This window comes from Nocardioides terrigena (assembly GCF_003047265.1).
Taxonomy (GTDB): Bacteria; Actinomycetota; Actinomycetes; order Propionibacteriales; family Nocardioidaceae; genus Nocardioides; species Nocardioides terrigena.
Genome location: NZ_PZYY01000002.1, coordinates 260,190 through 276,732, shown reverse-complemented (window position 1 = coordinate 276,732; position 16,543 = coordinate 260,190). Strand labels below are relative to the sequence as shown.

The following is a 16,543-nucleotide window of genomic DNA, read 5'->3' as shown; positions in this document are numbered from 1 at the left end:
GCCCGTGAGGGTTTCAGCGAGCCGGTCGGGCGTGCATGCTGCTCTCATTCGGCTCGCTGTGGAACAAGTCTTCCACCGTGAAGGCTCGACCAGGTTGCATTACCGCTGACACGAACTCGTCCGGTTGCAACGGCGCGACCTCATCCTGTAGCCGCTCGGCCACGTCGTGGGGGGCAACGGCAAAGACGGTGTAGGTCGATGGCCTGACGCGGTCCCGGATCTTGTTCATGAACTCTCCGGAAATGCCGACGGCGGCAAATTCATTGATCGTCGTTCTGGCCGGAGGAGAGAATGTCGCGGCGCTCAGCAGGGGCACGTAGAAACTGAGCCCGAAGAGCAGCCCCCAGAAAGCGTCGACCTGTCCATCGGGCGCTATCGGATGGGTCAGTGACGGCGCGCTTCCGTGGGCTTCCCACCTCACGGTCGCGGCGCTGGACACCCCCGACTCACTGCCGGTCACCAGGCGGCTCGCCTCCGTAGCGGTTTCCGTTCCGAAGGCTGTGTAAAAGGTCCAGGCGGCGAGAATGGTTTGAGGCACGTGCGACCCCCCTTCGGGGAGTTGGGCGCGTTACGCCACTCCCATTGTCGCTGCGGAGCATTGACGATCACTATCGCGTGCCCTAGCACCGCACGTCTAGCCGTCGTTTGGCTAACGGCGGGTTACGAAAGGACTGCCCCGTAAGGTCCACAATTCGATGTCGTCATGACCGACCGCGCGGCATGCGGCATGAGCGGGCGCTTCGCAGCCGACGGTCGAACCCCGCCGTTGGCGGGGCGAGACTCGCACCAAGGGTTGCCAGCACGTACGCTTCTCGCCAAATCCGTGATCAGAACCCCATGACCGAGAGCCATCGATGGACGAGCCCACCCCGCAGGAGCGGCACCTCCTTGAAGCATTGGTAGAAGGGCGCCGATACTTCGGTGACGTGAGCGAACGGCACCGCGCTGCAGCAGAAAGTGCCTTCACTTGGCGCACGGTTGACGACGAGTTGCGCGAACTCCGCTGAAACTGGACGCTCGCTCATCGGCATGAGCGCGCGCACTCGTCACGGCAGATGAGACGTTCAACAGTTGACGTCGAGCACAGTGTTGGGCTGGTTGCAGTTGGCAAAACTCCACTTCTGGTCGCTGAAAGCATCCTGAGTGGAGTCGGTGTACACCTCCGTCGAGCCGTCCGGTGTCACCCGGTAGTAGTCCGTAACAGGGTCACCTTCGGTGGTGGGGTACGTGACGGTTAGTTCTGCGCCCCGACCGGAATCCATAGCTCGTTCCATGCATGCGAGTTCCGTCTCGCCGTCGACCTTCAGTTCCTCGCCCTGCTGAAGTTGCAGGGAGCCACAACTCGGCAAAGATTCGCGCGACTCCCATTGCGCTTCCACCGGGTCGGACCCCATGCCGGGCGCCATGCAGCCAGCAAGCAGGGCGCACGCGACAGGCCCGAGCAGAAAGCTGCTGCCGGATAGTCTCCCGAGGTAAGACACCATGGTCATGAGACGCATTCTGACCCTCGGTGGCCCCGTACACCTGCGGAGCGCGCACATCGGCATGTGCGGATGCGATAATCGCAGCAGATGCGGCCATGGGCGCGAGGTCCCGGCCCGCCGAACCGGATGCACGCGTTGTGTTCCGAAACGGGTAGAGCGTGAACACTCCATGATGACGACGGGCCAGAGACTTTGCCCAAATCGTTCAAGACGTGAACGAGCCCGTGAAAGGGTCCGGTCATGATCGACCTCACCCGCGTCCGTACCATCATGGCCGAGGCCGCGTCGCTCGTTGAAGGGCTCGATGGCCAGGACCTCGACGAGTCCGACGCCGTCACAAGCCAGTCCAAGTCCCGAACTCGGCAGGAGCGGGCGCAGACATCACAAGATCTCCAACTTCTGGCTACACGCTTCGAACTAGCAGCCGCCCTCGTGCGCGTCGAGTACTGGAGCGCCCGTGGGAAGCAGGACCCGCTGGGACGAGACTGACGGCGAGCGGTAACGCCCACTCGTCGGCATGTGCGCGCACTCGTCGCGGCAGTTCCGGACGTTTCACCACAACTAACGCACCGTCTAACGTCGGTTGGGGCCGGGGTTCGCTCCTGGCCGGGGAGGCCCCAGCGGTGGCGGGCCCGGTTGACGAGTTCGTTGCCGTCGATGCGTTCCTCGATGTAGTCCTTGGCGTCGGCGAGGAACTCGGGGGCGGGTTGTTGGCCTTCGAGTCGGCCGGAAGCGATGGGGTCGGCGATGCGTCGGCTGCGCTCTCGGCGCTCGTCCGGGGTGTGGCCGTCCATGGCGCGAGTGCTTACTCGTCGCGGTGTTCGTCGGCGTCGCGAGCGGTGACGCCCTTGAGTCCTCCAACGGCAGCGAACGCGGTACGCAGGCGCACCTGGTTCTCGATGAGCCATTCGGTCATGGCAGGCCACTGGCTGCGGTCGGCGAGGTCGGTGAACCCGGAAAGCAGGTACACACGGGAGGCCTTGCGGCCCTCCATAGGATCCCAGATCGGTGTCGCCCCAAGGGCAGCCTCGAACTCCTCACGCAGGGCGGACAGGGCGTTGAACCGTGCGGTCGCCAGGGCGGGGTCAGCGGCCTGGAAGTAGATCTGGGCGGTGAGGCCCTCCCTGCTCCACCCCATCGACCCGGTGACACCGGGCAGGCCGAAGGTGGTGTCGCAGTAGGAGGCGCTGGTGGTCTTCCCCCGCGTCCAGTGCGGGTGCTCGGCACGAACCCGGGTGAGGACCTGGTCCCAGAAATCGAAGTAGAGGGCGGCCTTCGCGTTGGCGTTCGCACTCGGGGCGGAGTTGGCCTTCTTGACCTGCTTCTCCCAGTCGTTGGGTTGGGCGACGAGTTCGAAGTTGGGGGCAGGTTCGGAGGTACCGATCCGTACGACGTGGATGACGACCCCGAAGACGCGGGTGTTCTCGTCGGTGCGCTGGTTGAGCCAGTCGATCGCTGCCCGGTGCTCGGGGCGGAACCCGGTGGTGACCCACACGATGGTCGTCGGATCGGTCCCGGCGGCATAGGTGATGATCTGGCCGAGGTGGGTGTGGTCGGAGACTTCGAGTTGGTTCTCCACGATCACGGTTTCGCCGGTGGCTTCGTCGTAGCCCTTGAGGTCGAGGCTGAACCCACCGACGGGATGCTCGGCCACTTCCAGCACCAGGTCCATGCCGAGGAGGTCGCTGAGGACGTCGACGTTGTCGAGGAGCCATGGGGTGAAGTCGAGCGCCTCGTGCGGCCAGACGTCACGGGCGGGGACCACGGCGAGGCGCCCGAGGGACGGGGTTTGGATCAGGTCACTCACTCGACACTCCAACTCGCGGACGCATGGACGATGCCCTGATGGTCGCAGGTGGACCCGACACGTGAGGGCCGCACATCGGAATGAGCGCGCGGATCGCGGCAGCTCCGGTCCTGCCTATCTACCCGAGTTCGATCCGCATCTTGATGTTGTCGGGCAAGCTCCTGAAGATGGCTAGGTCGGAGGTGACCTCGCCCATCTTCGTGAGGGTGGGGACGGAGGTCGTCTCCTCGTAAATGATGGTGATGCTGTCCATCGGGTTGTAGTAGACGAGGTCGCCGGGCTGAACGTCGGTGTAGAACGGTCCGGTCTCGGTCATGGGTGCTGCCAGTTCGGTGATGAACTCGATGTCGTAATTGCGGTACCAAGGCAGGGTGACGGGCAGCGACTCGATGAAGTCCTGGGAGACGTCGCTGTGGTTGAGAGTCGCCGTGATGGTGCGACCGCCTGCGGTGATGGTGATGGGAGTACCGGAGGTCGTCGTCGCAGGCGCGGAAGGCTCCGGGCTCGCCGATGACGTGGCGTCGGCTCCTGCGCTGCTTGCGGCGGGGCTAGAGGTTGGGCTGTCTGCGCTGGTGGGGTCGCCGTCGGTGGCGGACGAGCATGCCGAGAGGGTCAACGCGGCCGTGGCGATCGCCAGGATGCCGAGGCGTTTGATGGGGTTGGCGTGCTTCATGAGCATGTCTCCGAGTGGTGGCAGGTGGGAGTGGGAAGGGGGTGTCGGCCCGGTAGCTCGGTGGTGACCTAGCGGGCTGACGGCCTCGTCGTCACGGACGTCCGGTGCAGCTGCGTCGGGCGCGCGAGTGCGTTGGTCAGGCGTCGTCGTGGCCGAGACTGCTGGACAGCTCTCGGTGGGCGTTGGCCTGATTGAGGAGGGTCTGGGCCTTGTTCTCGAAGGTCTCGACGGCGTCGGCGCCTGCGGCGAACCGCAGCGGAGGCTCGTCGAGGGCGACGAGCCGAACCAGGGCGTCGGCGAGCTTGGCGGGGTCGCCGCCCTGCTTGCCGTTCATGCTCTGCCAGCCCGCGACCGTGGCGCGGGTGCGCTCGGCGTAGTCGTCGATGGACGGCTCGGCGTATTGCGTTGACTGGGCGGTGAGCAGTTCGGTGCGGAAGAACCCGGGCTCGACCAGCATGGTCTTGATGCCGAACGGGGCGACCTCGCTGGCGAGGCCCTCCATGAAGCCTTCGACGCCGAACTTCGAGGCGGCGTACGCGGTGAGGAAGTCAGCCTCCGAGGCAATGCCCGCCGTTGAGGAGATGGTGACGACTAGTCCCGCGCGCTGGGCGCGCATCTGGGGCAGCGCGGCGCGGGTGAGGTTGACCGGGCCGAAGAGGGTCGTTTCGATCTGGGCGCGGAAGTCCTCGGGAGCCATCTCCTCGAAGAACCCGGCGTAGAAGCTTCCGGCGTTGTTGACGAGCACGTCGAGGTGGCCGAACTGCTCGACCGCGGCCGCGACGGCGGCCTCAGCGGCGACGGGGTCGGTGACGTCGAGCGCGACGGCGAGGAGGTTGTCGTGCTCACCGAGGGCGATGGTGACGCTGGCGGCGTTGCGGGCGGTGCCGACGACCGCGTGGCCGGCGGCCAGTGCCGCTCGGGCGATGTCGATGCCCATGCCGCGTCCTGCGCCGGTGATGAGCCAGGTCTGCTTGTCAGTCATGTGGGGTGTCCTTCATATCGTGTGTTTCTTGCTGGTGACACCTACGGAACCACCGGGCATGGGCGGGTGGGAGTCCCGCTCGAAGGGTGCACCCGCAGGGCACCCCACGCGCCCAGAACCGCACGTAGCGTGGGTGGTGTGGACAACCGAGCCGAGATCCGCGAGTTCCTGATGTCGCGGCGCGCCAAGATCACCCCAGCCCAGGCCGGCCTGCCGCCCGCCGGACGGCGGCGCGTGCCCGGGCTACGCCGCATCGAGGTCGCGATGCTCGCCGGGGTGAGCGTGGAGTACTACTCCCGACTCGAGCGCGGCGACGCAGCCGGAGTCTCCGAGAGCATCCTCGACGCCATCGCCGGAGCCCTGCAGCTCGACGACGCCGAACGCAGCCACTTGCTCGACCTGGTCCGCACCTCCGGAGCCACCCGCGCTCCCCGACGCCGCCCCCCGGTCCCACGCATCCGCCCGACCGTCCAGTACGTCCTCGACGCCATCACCGCCGCTCCCGCCATCGTCCACGACGGCCGCCTCAACCATCTGGGCGGCAACGCCCTCGGCAAGGCCCTCTTCTCGCCGTTCTTCGCCACCGGCGACGAGCACCCCAACAGCGCCAGGTACACCTTCCTCGACCCCCGCGCGCCCGAGTTCCTCCGCGACTGGGACAAGGCAGCCGACGACACCGTCGCCATCCTCCGCGCCGAAGCCGGCCGCGACCCCTACGACCGCAACCTGTCCGACCTCATCGGCGAGCTCTCCACCCGCAGCGAAGAGTTCCGCACCCGCTGGGCCTCACACGACGTCCGCATCCACGCCACCGGAACCAAACGACTCCACCACCCCGTCGTCGGAGACCTCGACCTCTCCTACGAGTCGTTCCCCGCCCCCGACCAGGGTCAGAACCTGCTCATCTACGTCGCCGAACCGCACAGCCCCTCCCACGACGCACTCAACCTTCTCGCCAGCTACGCCGCCACTCACCACGACGGCGACACCGCGGGTGCACCCAGCGCCACCCGACAACACTTCAGCGACCGCGCCGACTGACACTCGGACTGAGGTCAAAGCAGAACGGTCTTCGTCCCAGGGAAGCATCCGGATCTCGGCATGTGCGGATGTCTGAGCTGCGCCGATAGGCGGCGGAAGGACGCACTCGCGCGTGCCGGAGCGGCTGCTCGCCCGACGCACCCAGCTAACCCGCTGACCGGGTGGTCGTTCGATGGGCCTTGCGGGTCATCAGGGTGCCTACATAGGGCATCTTCGACGGGCTGAGGTTCAGCCCGTCGATTGCTTAATCACGCTAGGGCGAATCGATCCAGCGCATTCCGCCACATACGGGCGATGACGCGGTTCATCGTGTGGTGCAGCAGGAATATGGCCAGCTTGTCCCGTATGCGAACTGGATGGGTGCTCCACTCGACGTGAAGGTGACTGCCTTCCGCTCCGCTCGGTTCGATCCGCATGAATCCATCGCCAGGATCTCCGTGATTCGTCTCCAACTCCGTCCACCGGACCACACCGAGGTCGGACCAGTCGTATCGGGCGATGACCCAGTACGGCGAGCGCGGTGATCCTTCCCGGGCTACCGCCCAGGTGTCACCTAGCTCGATGACCTTGTAAATCTTCGGGTCGAGCGTCGTGTTCCAGATCTCGAGCCTGCGATCGGTGAAGTCCGTCATTGCCTCAAGCACCTGCGCTGGCGAGGCTCGCGTGATCAGGTCGAACTTCATCTCACCCGCGCCTCGCGAGGGTTACACCATGCTGCTGCGGCAGTGGAGGAATCGTCTCGGTCATCGGGTCCTCTGGCGAGGCCAGCCTCCGGCGGGCAACTGGCGAAGCTCTGCGGGAACGCGTGCGCTCCATGTCGGCAGGCTAGGCATTCGGTAACCCCCGTGACCGAGTTCGGCGGGTGCGAAGTTCGACACCTCTTGTCGAGGCGGAAGGTCTTCGGACCATGACCCGCGTCCAACGAGCTCCCCCGGGTGACGGGCAGGAGGCCCGCCAACGGAGTAGGTGTGCCTCGCGCGGGGCCAAGACGTCCAGCGAATCGGGTCCATGGTCAAGCGAGACCTCCCGCGTCCCGAGGGAAACGGCGCTACTTGTCGTACGGAGTAAAGAGTCCGCTTGCCACGCCGTCGGGGCTGAAGTCGATCAGTTTCGTCCTCTGGCAGCGCTTACATACGACGTAGGGTTTCACGCCTGGATCTCGGCGCACCACCCACTTATGAGAGACCAGCATGCAGGCCAGTTTGTGCATCGTGAGGACCCCGTTTCAGCCTCTCAGTTTACAAACGGCTGCCTTGATGTGTCGAGGTCAGTACTTAGGGACATCCCGCCGCACGGTGCCTTGCCGCGATGCGACCTATCGGGTCGAGGCTGGGGGGCGCCCGGCGGCGCGCAACAATCCACGCGCCCGACCGGCGCCGTCCCAGGTGCTGTTGAGCTCGATCACCGCCAGCGCCGAGGTCGGCATGGGCACTCGGACGGCGGTGAGAGCTTCGGCGAGGTCCTCAATGCCAGGGTTGTGTCCGACGAGCATGACCGTGTTCAGTGCCTCGTCGAGACTGCGGACCATATCCAGGAGCTCGTCGACGGAGGCAGCGTAAGCGTCGTTGTCGTGCCGAGTCCTGGGCGGCTCGCCGAGTTCGTCCGAAGCCAGATCCCACGTGCTCCGAGCCCGCCTGGCGGTGGAGACGACCGCCAGGTCGATCGAGTCGACGTTGGCAGCCAGCCACCGGCCGGCTTCGGGCGCCTGGCGCCGGCCACGCTTCGCGAGCGGGCGATCGTGGTCATCCTCGTGGCCCGACCAGTCCGACTTGGCGTGCCTCAGGAGGATCAGCGTGTGCTCGGCCACCTACCTAGTGTGCTCCCACGCGACGGCGCCTGGGGGACGCGACCCGACATGCGGTAACCAAGCTCCTGTCCGACGAGACAATGCAGCCGATAGACGCACCCCCGACTCGCGGCGGTATGACGCGGGTTTGCGAGGTCGAGGGTGGGTGGTCCGTCAGTCCGTGCCGGACACGGTTCCGCACGCGCGGTCAGCCGAAGGCAGGGGCGATGAGGGAGTTGAGTGCGTCGTTGACCGCAGTGTCGCCGGGCGCGAAATCGGAGGTTGTGGAGGTGGAGGTAAAGTCCGCCTGGGTCACGACGACGAGATCGCGGTCGGGGACCACGAAGATCCTCTGCCCGAAGCTCCCGTTGGCCGAATAGGCGGCGTCGCCGTCGACGCGGGAGGTCCACCACAAGTAGCCGTAGCCGACCTCACCGGCTGGAGCGAAGCCTTCCACGCCGACCTCGAGAGGCACGTGCTCGGTCGTTGCCCTGGTCACCCACTCGGCGGGAACGACCTGTTCGCCCTGCCAGACTCCGTGGTCGAGGTAGACCAGGCCGATCTTGGCCATGTCTTGGGCGCGTAGCGAGATGCCCAGGGCCCCGAGATTGATGCCCTGTGCGTCGACGTACCACCCGAAGCCCGAGAGGTCGGTCAGGTCGCTCCAGTCGGTGAATGTCGGCTGGTCGGCTGGCCGGGTCGGGATGCCCAGTGGGTCGAACAACACGTCACGGGCGTACGCCAGCAGTGGCATGCGTGTGGCTTTGACGAGGATCGCAGCCACGAGGTGGACGCTGTTGTTGGCGTATGAGAATTCGCTGCCAGTGTCGAAGGGCCGCTGCTCGAGGATGGACGCTACGGCGTCGTCTGATCCCGGGAGGTCGTCCGGGAGGCCGGCTGTCATGGTCAGTAGCTGTTCCAGGGTGATCCCGGCCACGACGGGCCTCATGTCCTCGGCGTGGTCGGGCAGCAGTTGGGCCAGGGTCGCGTCGACCCCGGGGATCTTTCCCTCGCCGATTGCGATGCCGACCAGCGTACTGACGATGCTCTTGGTGACCGACCAGACGTGATGGTGGTCGGTCGCCATCGAGTCGAAGTACCGCTCGTACGCGGTCCGTCCATCAGCCAACACGATCACGGAAACGAGGCCGGCGTAGTCCTCCGAGGTGAACTCCCGATCCAACGCCGCGGCCAGCTCCTGGTCCACGGCGAGGTCAGCTTCTGATGTAGGGAACGGCAGGAGCGGGGCCAGCGCGGTCGGTGAGGCCGACGACACAGCACCGTCGCGTCGCGTCGTCGTCGCGGTGCAGCTCGCGGTCAACAGGGCGGCCAGCAGCATGACCAGCACCGCGCCGACCCACCTGGCCCGAACCCGGAGTTCTGACATCACAGACGCCTCAGCTGACGCTTCGGACGATTTCGAGTAGTTCGTCTTGCCGGTATCCGTGTTCGCGGGCCAAGCGGGCGAGCTCGGTCGCCTTCGCGATGACGGCCCCCCGATGTGGCGTCCCGGTGACGGTGATGCCGCGACCGCGGCGGAACTCCAGCAGGCCCTCATCTCGAAGAGCGCGGAGCGCGCGCAGGACGGTGTTGGTGTTGACGCCGAGCTCGGCCGCGAGGTCGCGCGCGGGCGGGAGCCGCTCCCCGGCCGTGGCCTCCCCGTCGGCGATGGCACGTCGGATCTCCGCGGCGACCTGTGTGTGCAGATCGGTCGGTTCGAAAGGATCCACCTTGACATTCAACATGATACTAGTGACACTAGCATCATAACTCTGAGGGACCAAGAGGCAGCCGTGGTAGTCGACACTCGCCTCCCCGCCCACCCCGCTCCGGGAGAGGTTGAGGCGTCGGAGGCCTTGATCCGTGAAGCCCGCCAGCGGGCCAGGCGTCGCCACCTTCGCTACGCCATCACGGCAGTCGTGTTTCTCGTTGCCGCGACGGGCGGGGGCCTGGCTCTGCGCGATGGCGGCGGCAGCCCGCCGGTGGGCGCGTCGCGGGCACAGGATCCTGCGCCGGGCGCCATCCCCCCGCCGCGCGCCATCCCCCCGACACGCGCCGCGAGTTGGCCGGGTGCGCAGGTCGGCGGGGACGGCTTCGGCATCATTGTGGCCGACCCGCGACGCCCACGGACGATGTACGCGGCCTCGCTCGGTGCCGGGCTTTTCAAGAGCGCGGACGCCGGACGAACGTGGCGGATGCTTCCGTTCCCTCGTGGTGGCCAGGGGAATCGTGTGGACGCCCTGGCGATCACCCCCAGCGGGCCGCGCGTGCTCTACGCAGGCGGCAGTGCCGGGGTGTTCACGAGCGCCGATGGCGGCAAGACCTGGCACGCCGCCAACAACGGCCTGGTCCCGGACCCGTTCGAGAGGAAGATCCGGAGATACGAGGGATGGATTTTTTCGCTCACGGTCCATCCCCTCGACCCCGATCTGATGTACGCGGGCGGTGTCACCTCCAGCTGGCGGAGCACCGACGGCGGGGACCACTGGACCCGCTTCCAGTCGGGGCGGCTCGACATCGCTGTCGACCCGCAGGACCCACGGGCGCTCTATGCGCCGAACCAGCAATGGCGGTATCGCGATCAACAACTCGTAGCGACACCAGTGGTCCCGACCGAGGACAGCGTCGTCAAGAGCACCGACGGCGGCCTCAGTTGGAGTCCCTCGGGTCTCCAGCTGCCAGGCGGGCTGCACGTCGACAGGATCGTGGTCAACTCCGGTGACCCACGCGTCCTGTTCGCGACGACGTCAAGGGATTGGGTCTTTGAGGCGATGTACCGCAGTACGGACGGCGGCGCGACCTGGCGGACGACAGGCCTGAAGAGCACCTGGGTCAGCACCGTCTCACCTGACCCGAGGGACCCCGACACCGTCTACGTCGAGACCTGGGCGAAGAACGACGACTCGCAGATCCTCAAGAGCACCGACGGCGGCGACACGTGGTGGCCGCTGTTCCGGCAGGCCGACATGCGGGCCCACGAACCCGGGCTTCTCCCACTTGATCCCGCTCAACCCTCGACCCTGTACGTGGGCTCGGATGCCGGCCTCTTGAAGAGCACCGACGCCGGAGCGACCTGGCACCGCTTGGGTTCGGGTGTGGCCAGCCCGGTCAACTCGATCGCCGTCGATCCGAGGCACCCCGGAATCGCCTATGCGGGACTCAACCAGGGAGGGGTCGTCAAGAAGGTACGCGGCCGCTGGCATCCCATCAACCACGGGCTGGGCGAGACCGGTGTCGAGGACGTCGCCGTGGATCCGTACCGCTCGGGTGTGGTTTATGCAGCCGCTCACACCGGCCTCTTCAAGACCACAGACGGCGGTCAGAACTGGCGACGTGTGCTCGACCCAAGGAGGCATTGGGACCCGGCCTCCCGTCGATTTGGGGCGGATGCCGTCACCGTCGCGGGACCGACGACCGTGTACGCAACCATCAGCAGAGGGGGCCGCTGGTTCCTGTGGAAGAGCGTCGACCGCGGCGCCAGCTGGCGACGGCTCGCACGGCACACCCTCAGCACGGGCGAGGGCCTCTGGAAGAACGTCGACCGCGGCGCCAGTTCGCGACGGCTCGGACGGAACACCCTCCTCACGGGCGATGGCCATCCTCTGGCGGCCGGAGCGGCGGACCCCGAGACCGTCTATGTCGCGGGGCGGTCCGGACTCGCCATGAGTACCGACGGCGGTGCAACCTGGCACGACGCAGGCCTCGCGGGGTCCCGGATCACCGCCATCGCGGTCCACCCGCAGCTGGCAGACACCGTCTATGCAGGCACCGCAGCCGGGCTGTTCACAAGCACGAACGCCGGCCAGACCTGGCAGCGGGCGGGCGACGGCCTCGCACAGGCCCACGTGACCGCCGTGGCTACCGATCCCGAACAAGGGGGCCGGGTCTACGCGGCGACCATGAACCAGGTCCTCTGGAGCGACGACAGCGGAGAGACCTGGAACCGGTTCGACACCCGGCTCCCCCCACGAACCTTCAACGCCCTGGCGGCCACACGCACAGGCATGATCTACGTCGGCTCATTCAACGGCGGCGGCATCGTCCAGCTACGGACATCAGCGCGGACCCCACGGCCATGAACATGGACTTCGACGCAGTGCGCTCCCGCGCCCACATGTCGCGACGGAGGGTGGTTGCATTGGCGGTCACGGCCGTGGTGGTGGCCATCATCGTGGCGGGTACCGCCCTCGCGGGTGGGCGTGACGTGAAAGCGCCGGAGCCGGTGGGCGCGGTGAGGCCGCAAGGTCTCGCCGGCGTCGGGGCGGTCTGGTACGACGCCGAGGGCATGCACCACGGTGGAGGCGTGGAGCGAACCCCGGTCGAGCTGGTCGCGGACGATGTCGAGGGCGTTGGCAGCGTGTTCGCATTGGTGCGTCACGGCGCGGTGTACCGAGACCCCGCAACCGACGATGTGTGGTTCCACCCGTGGGGCGGTCGGCCCCGCGTGGTGGGCCGTGGCTCGGAGACCGGGCCGGGAGGTGATCCGGAGAGTGACGTCGCCGCGTGGTTCGAAGGCAACGAGCTCGTCGTCTTCGACACCGCTCGCGGCGAGGAGATCTCACGGACCACCGAGGAGGCGTGGGCACTCGAGCCCGGATTCTTGTCCGAGCACGTGAGGGACAGCAACGGGTTCGTGCACGTCTCGCCCGCAGAGGTCGTGTGGCGCTCCGAAAACGACTCCGGGTTGCAGGGCATGTCTCGCTTGGACGTGGAAACCGGAACGTCCTCGGTCGTGTGGGACATCTATGACCCGAACGAGCCTCCGATGCCCATCGACGTCCACGACACCACCCGGCTCACCGGGCTGTACGGAGACAACCAGGGCGGCCCTGTCTCGCTGCTCATCGACGCCGCGGGCCTAGACCAACAGCGACTCGACAATGACAACTATGGGGTGGAGCCGGCGGGGAGGCTCAGCCCCGACGGCACATTCGTGCTGGCACCGATGAGCTCGCAGGACTCCAGCGACTCTCACAGCGCGGCCATCGTGGGCGTGCGCAACCGCATCATCTGGAAGCTGCCACTGACCAAGTCCTACGTCTGGATCGCTTGGTCGTACGACAACCTTGCGGTCGTCAAGGTCGACCGAGAGGGCAAGACGAGATCGACCCTGCTCGCCTGCGACGCGGCCACCCTGGAGGTCACTCTGGAATGCGACCGGTTGCCGCATCAAGGCAGGGTCCTGCTGCCGGCGTCGTGAATGATCGAGTAGTCGATGGGGCACCCCGGCCAACGTCCGAGATCACGAGCCATCGGGGGCCTGACTGCTTGTTCGCCAGGGGGACGACGGGTGACGTTTCGAGGCCGCGATATGTCGCCAAGTTCAGAACGAGGCATTGCCCCATTCTGGGCGGATCGACGCTGAGCTGAGTGCGCAGCACAAGTGGGCAGGCCGGGTGACAGAACGTTCACCTCACAGGCACATCACCATCAGCGGCGCTACGTACGCCGGACACACACGCCGCGCGGCACGCGAACACCGTGCCCCTATCGGACCAGACTGGTGAGACCGATGGTGAGCGCCGTGGTGAGGGGCTGATGCCTGTCGACGCCCGTCGTCCTCTGGCCACCGGTGTTCCTTCAAGCGGCCTCGCCGTTCCTGCTCAGCGCCCACGAACCAGGCCGTCGACGCTCTGCCAGCCATCACGCTTGTGGCACGTAGATGGCACGGCCGAGAAATCGAAACAGCCCCTGACCTGCATCTCTGCAGGTCAGGGGCTGAATCGGATTTGTAGCGGGGGCAGGATTTGAACCTGCGACCTCTGGGTTATGAGCCCAGCGAGCTACCGAGCTGCTCCACCCCGCGTCGGTGAACAGAACCTTACGCGATGAGTGGGACCAACCCAAATTCGGGTCAGCTGTCCCTCGCATCCGCCAGCGCGAAGGCCTCGGTGATGAGGTCACGACCCTGCTCCATGAGCCGCGCCCAGCCCACCGAGTTGCCGTTGGCCTGGGCCCGGTCGGCGGCGGCGAACTTGGCCTCCGCCTCGGCGAGCAGCGCACGGATCTGGTCGTTGACCGAGCCGGACGGCTCCGGCTCCGTCGGTGTCTCGCCGCCACCGCCGTCGGGATTCTCGGTGACGGGCGGGGTCCCGGTCGTCGTGTCGGACGCCGAGACGCCCAGGACGTCCGCGATGGCCTCGCGCAGCGTCGTACCGATGCCGATCTCGTCGCCGTAGGACACCGTCACGAACCGCAGGATGGGGAACGAGGACTCGGTGTCCGAGCGCTTCGCGTAGAGGGGCTGGACGTACATCAGCCCGTCGCCGACCGGCAGCGTGAGCAGGTTGCCCGGCACCGGGTCGACGCCGCCCTGGGTGAAGCTGAGCAGCTCCTCGCGCACGTCCTCGTCCGAGCTGAGCTCGTTGGCCACCTGGCCGGGGCCGTCGGTGCGCTCGTTCTGCAGCTCGAGCACCGAGATCTTGCCGTAGTTCTCGGTGTCGGTCGCGTCGCTGTTGACCGACACGTAGGACACCAGGTTGGCCCGCCCGCGCGGCACGTAGACGCTGGTCAACGCCCAGGTGTCGTCGAGGAAGAGCCGGTACGGCGGCTGGAGGAAGGCCTCCGCCTCGGGGTCCGTCGGGACCTCCCACCGGGTCGAGGCGTCGTACCACTCCTTGGCGTCGGTCTCGTGGTACTTGGCGAACTGGTAGCGCTGCACCTTGAACAGGTCATCGGGGTAGCGCAGGTGCTCGAGGAGCTCGTCGGGGATCTCGTCGCGCGGCTGGAGGATGTCGGGGAAGACCTCGCCCCACGCATCGGAGATCGGGTCGGTCTCCCACTCGTAGAGCGTCACCTCGCCGTCGTAGGCGTCGACGGTCGCCTTGACGGAGTTGCGCATGTAGTTGATCTCGTCGGTCGGCAGCGTCTGGAACCCGAGGTCGTCGGCCAGCGAGTCGTCCGTCATGGTCTCCAGCGACTCGCGCTGCGAGAGCGGGAACTTGTCGGTGACCGTGTAGCCGTCGAGCACCCACTTGATGCGGCCGTCCACGACCACCGGGTAGGGGTCGGAGTCGACGGTCAGCCACGGGGCGACCTTCTCCACCATGGTGCGCGGGTGACGGTCGTAGAGGATCTTGCTGTTCTCGTGGACGCTGCCGGACAGCACCAGGTTGGGCTCCCCGAACTTCACGGCGTAGAGCACCTTCTCGAAGATGTTGCCGATCGGCACTCCCCCGTCGCCGTCGTACGTCGTGGTCTGGTTCTCGTCGCCACGCTCACCCTTGGGCAGGTCGAGCTCGACGTCCGTGCCGTCGGTGCTCTCCTTGCCCACGATGGAGTACGTCGGGGACTTCTCGCCGTAGTAGACCCGCGACTCGTAGCCGTCCGGGGTCAGCTCGGTCAGGGAGCTCTCGTCGGTCTCCTGGCCCTCGGCCCACTGGACGTTGCTGGACTGGCGCTCGTCGTCCTCGGGACGCTGGTTGCCGAAGGCGGCGATGACGCCGTTGCCGTGGGTGTAGACACGGTGCAGGTTGGACCAGGTCCGGTCGCCCTCGGCGAGTCCGGACTGGTCGAGCTCGCGGACACCGACCACGACGGCCCGGTCCTTGCCGTCGATCTCGTAGCGGTCCACGTCGAGCACGTCGGGGACCGAGTAGTAGGCGCGGACCTGCTGCTGCTGCTCGAAGGTCTGGCTGACCACCTTGGGGTCGACCAGCGGCACCGACGAGGTGGCCGCGTCGAGCGTCTCGAGCTCACCGTCGGTGTTGGGCTCGCTCGAGTAGGACTCGATCTCGATGTCGTCGAGGTCGTACGCCGCCCGCGTCGCCTCGATGTTCGCGGCGATGTACGGCCCCTCCTTGTCGGGGACGTTCGGGCTGACCTGGAACTGCTGGACCACGCCGGGGACGATGAGGCCGAGCAGGATCGCCGAGAGCGCGAAGAGCGCGATCCCCAGCGAGGGCAGCATCCAGGTGCGGCGCCAGATGTTGAGGAAGAACAGCACGGCGCAGATCAGGGCGATGCCGGTGAGGATCTCCTTGGCCGGCAGCACGGCGTTGTCGTCGGTGTAGCCCATGCCGGTGAACAACGACCCGGTGCCGGTCACGAGGTCGAAGCGGTCGAGCCAGTAGTCGGCGGCCTTGGCGAGCACGAAGACACCGAGCAGCACCGAGATGTGGACCTGGGCCGCCCCCGAGACCCGGTCGCTGCTCGCGGACAGCCGGATGCCGCCGTAGAGGTAGTGCGTGACCGCCGCGGCCATCAGCCCGATGATCGCCAGCGCCATCACGAAGTCGGTGACGTAGTGCCACCAGGGCAGGTCGAAGACGTAGAAGCCGGCGTCGCGACCGAAGTAGGGGTCCTCGGTCCCGAACGGCTGCGAGTGCCGCCACAGCGAGTAGGCCCGCCACTGGCCCGACGCCGAGGCGCCCGCGAAGGCGCCCATCAGCAGCGAGATGCCGGCGAGCAGCCACCCCATGATCGGGGTGATCGCGTCGCGGTAGCGCTCGAGGTTGAGGTCTGCCGCGGCGGCGTTGAGGAAGAACGGCCGGAAGCGGTAGGCCAGCGCGATGTTGAGCGCCACGACCGCGGCCATCAGCCCGCCGAAGACCAGGAAGAGGCCGACCCGGGTCCACAGCAGGGTGCTGAACACCTCGGAGTAGCCGACCGAGCTGAACCACAGCCGCTCGGTCCAGAACGTCGAGAAGCCGGTGAGGGCGATGAAGAGCGCGACGATCACGCCGGCGGTGATGATCAGGGCCCGCGAGCGACCGCTGCGCTGCGGCGGCTCCTGCTGCTTCGCGGGCTGGTCCGGCTGGTCGAACATGCC

General features: G+C 66.9%; 14 protein-coding genes, 1 tRNA gene and 1 pseudogene. 4 read left to right on the top strand and 12 right to left on the bottom strand.

All coding sequences use genetic code 11. The features are described from left to right. Nucleotides 1–13: 13 nt before the first annotated feature. Together DAE25_RS05300 and DAE25_RS05295 are read right to left on the bottom strand one after the other, a co-directional pair. Nucleotides 14–538: a DUF1269 domain-containing protein gene (locus DAE25_RS05300; RefSeq protein WP_107765175.1), complete on the bottom strand. Its 525-nt coding sequence runs from the start codon at nucleotides 536–538 to the stop codon at nucleotides 14–16. 526 nt (nucleotides 539–1,064) lie between these two features. Continuing rightward, on the bottom strand, nucleotides 1,065–1,490 hold the full coding sequence (locus tag DAE25_RS05295) for a hypothetical protein (RefSeq protein WP_107765174.1): 426 nt from the start codon (nucleotides 1,488–1,490) through the stop codon (nucleotides 1,065–1,067). 234 nt (nucleotides 1,491–1,724) lie between these two features. Between DAE25_RS05295 and DAE25_RS23775 the strand changes: the two genes are divergently transcribed. Beyond that, nucleotides 1,725–1,973 (top strand): hypothetical protein, encoded by a 249-nt coding sequence (locus tag DAE25_RS23775; protein ID WP_234410897.1) that lies wholly within the window; start codon nucleotides 1,725–1,727, stop codon nucleotides 1,971–1,973. A 143-nt stretch (nucleotides 1,974–2,116) separates the two neighbouring features. On the opposite strand, the pseudogene DAE25_RS24250 reads toward DAE25_RS23775, so the two are convergent. The 4 genes and pseudogenes from DAE25_RS24250 to DAE25_RS05275 form a co-directional block, all read right to left on the bottom strand. After that, nucleotides 2,117–2,278: pseudogene (locus DAE25_RS24250) on the bottom strand (antitoxin VbhA family protein); the annotation flags it as partial. An 11-nt stretch (nucleotides 2,279–2,289) separates the two neighbouring features. Beyond that, the gene (locus DAE25_RS05285) at nucleotides 2,290–3,291 is read right to left on the bottom strand and encodes a DUF4268 domain-containing protein (RefSeq protein WP_199907444.1); all 1,002 of its coding nucleotides are present in this window, start codon (nucleotides 3,289–3,291) and stop codon (nucleotides 2,290–2,292) included. 118 nt (nucleotides 3,292–3,409) lie between these two features. Next, on the bottom strand, nucleotides 3,410–3,964 hold the full coding sequence (locus DAE25_RS05280; RefSeq protein WP_159083588.1) for a cyclophilin-like fold protein: 555 nt from the start codon (nucleotides 3,962–3,964) through the stop codon (nucleotides 3,410–3,412). A 136-nt stretch (nucleotides 3,965–4,100) separates the two neighbouring features. Then, on the bottom strand, nucleotides 4,101–4,946 hold the full coding sequence (locus DAE25_RS05275; RefSeq protein WP_107765172.1) for an SDR family oxidoreductase: 846 nt from the start codon (nucleotides 4,944–4,946) through the stop codon (nucleotides 4,101–4,103). Nucleotides 4,947–5,084: 138 nt separating this feature from the next. On the opposite strand from DAE25_RS05275, the gene DAE25_RS05270 reads away from it, so the two are divergent. Further along, nucleotides 5,085–5,987, top strand: coding sequence for a helix-turn-helix domain-containing protein (locus DAE25_RS05270; RefSeq protein ID WP_199907443.1), 903 nt, complete (start codon nucleotides 5,085–5,087; stop codon nucleotides 5,985–5,987). 248 nt (nucleotides 5,988–6,235) lie between these two features. Here the strand turns inward: DAE25_RS05270 and DAE25_RS05265 are convergent, their stop codons facing one another. The 4 genes from DAE25_RS05265 to DAE25_RS05250 all read right to left on the bottom strand — a co-directional run bounded on the left by DAE25_RS05265 (nucleotide 6,236) and on the right by DAE25_RS05250 (nucleotide 9,518). Then, nucleotides 6,236–6,670, bottom strand: coding sequence for a hypothetical protein (locus tag DAE25_RS05265; protein WP_107765171.1), 435 nt, complete (start codon nucleotides 6,668–6,670; stop codon nucleotides 6,236–6,238). A 632-nt stretch (nucleotides 6,671–7,302) separates the two neighbouring features. Further along, nucleotides 7,303–7,794: a SixA phosphatase family protein gene (locus tag DAE25_RS05260; protein ID WP_107765170.1), complete on the bottom strand. Its 492-nt coding sequence runs from the start codon at nucleotides 7,792–7,794 to the stop codon at nucleotides 7,303–7,305. Between the two features lie 187 nt (nucleotides 7,795–7,981). Beyond that, complete coding sequence (locus tag DAE25_RS05255; protein ID WP_159083587.1) at nucleotides 7,982–9,160, bottom strand: serine hydrolase domain-containing protein; 1,179 nt, start codon at nucleotides 9,158–9,160, stop codon at nucleotides 7,982–7,984. A 10-nt stretch (nucleotides 9,161–9,170) separates the two neighbouring features. Continuing rightward, nucleotides 9,171–9,518: a GntR family transcriptional regulator gene (locus DAE25_RS05250; protein ID WP_107765441.1), complete on the bottom strand. Its 348-nt coding sequence runs from the start codon at nucleotides 9,516–9,518 to the stop codon at nucleotides 9,171–9,173. A 486-nt stretch (nucleotides 9,519–10,004) separates the two neighbouring features. On the opposite strand from DAE25_RS05250, the gene DAE25_RS05245 reads away from it, so the two are divergent. Both DAE25_RS05245 and DAE25_RS05240 read left to right on the top strand, forming a co-directional pair. Further along, on the top strand, nucleotides 10,005–11,852 hold the full coding sequence (locus tag DAE25_RS05245) for a WD40/YVTN/BNR-like repeat-containing protein (RefSeq protein ID WP_107765168.1): 1,848 nt from the start codon (nucleotides 10,005–10,007) through the stop codon (nucleotides 11,850–11,852). Continuing rightward, on the top strand, nucleotides 11,849–12,973 hold the full coding sequence (locus DAE25_RS05240; RefSeq protein ID WP_159083586.1) for a hypothetical protein: 1,125 nt from the start codon (nucleotides 11,849–11,851) through the stop codon (nucleotides 12,971–12,973). The genes DAE25_RS05245 and DAE25_RS05240 overlap by 4 nt, the downstream gene beginning before the upstream one ends. Before the next feature lie 532 nt (nucleotides 12,974–13,505). On the opposite strand, the gene DAE25_RS05235 is transcribed toward DAE25_RS05240, so the two are convergent. Then, nucleotides 13,506–13,579, bottom strand: a tRNA-Met gene (locus DAE25_RS05235). Between the two features lie 48 nt (nucleotides 13,580–13,627). After that, a complete protein-coding gene (locus DAE25_RS05230; protein ID WP_107765166.1) occupies nucleotides 13,628–16,540 on the bottom strand; it encodes a UPF0182 family membrane protein in 2,913 nt (970 codons plus the stop codon). Nucleotides 16,541–16,543: the final 3 nt, after the last annotated feature.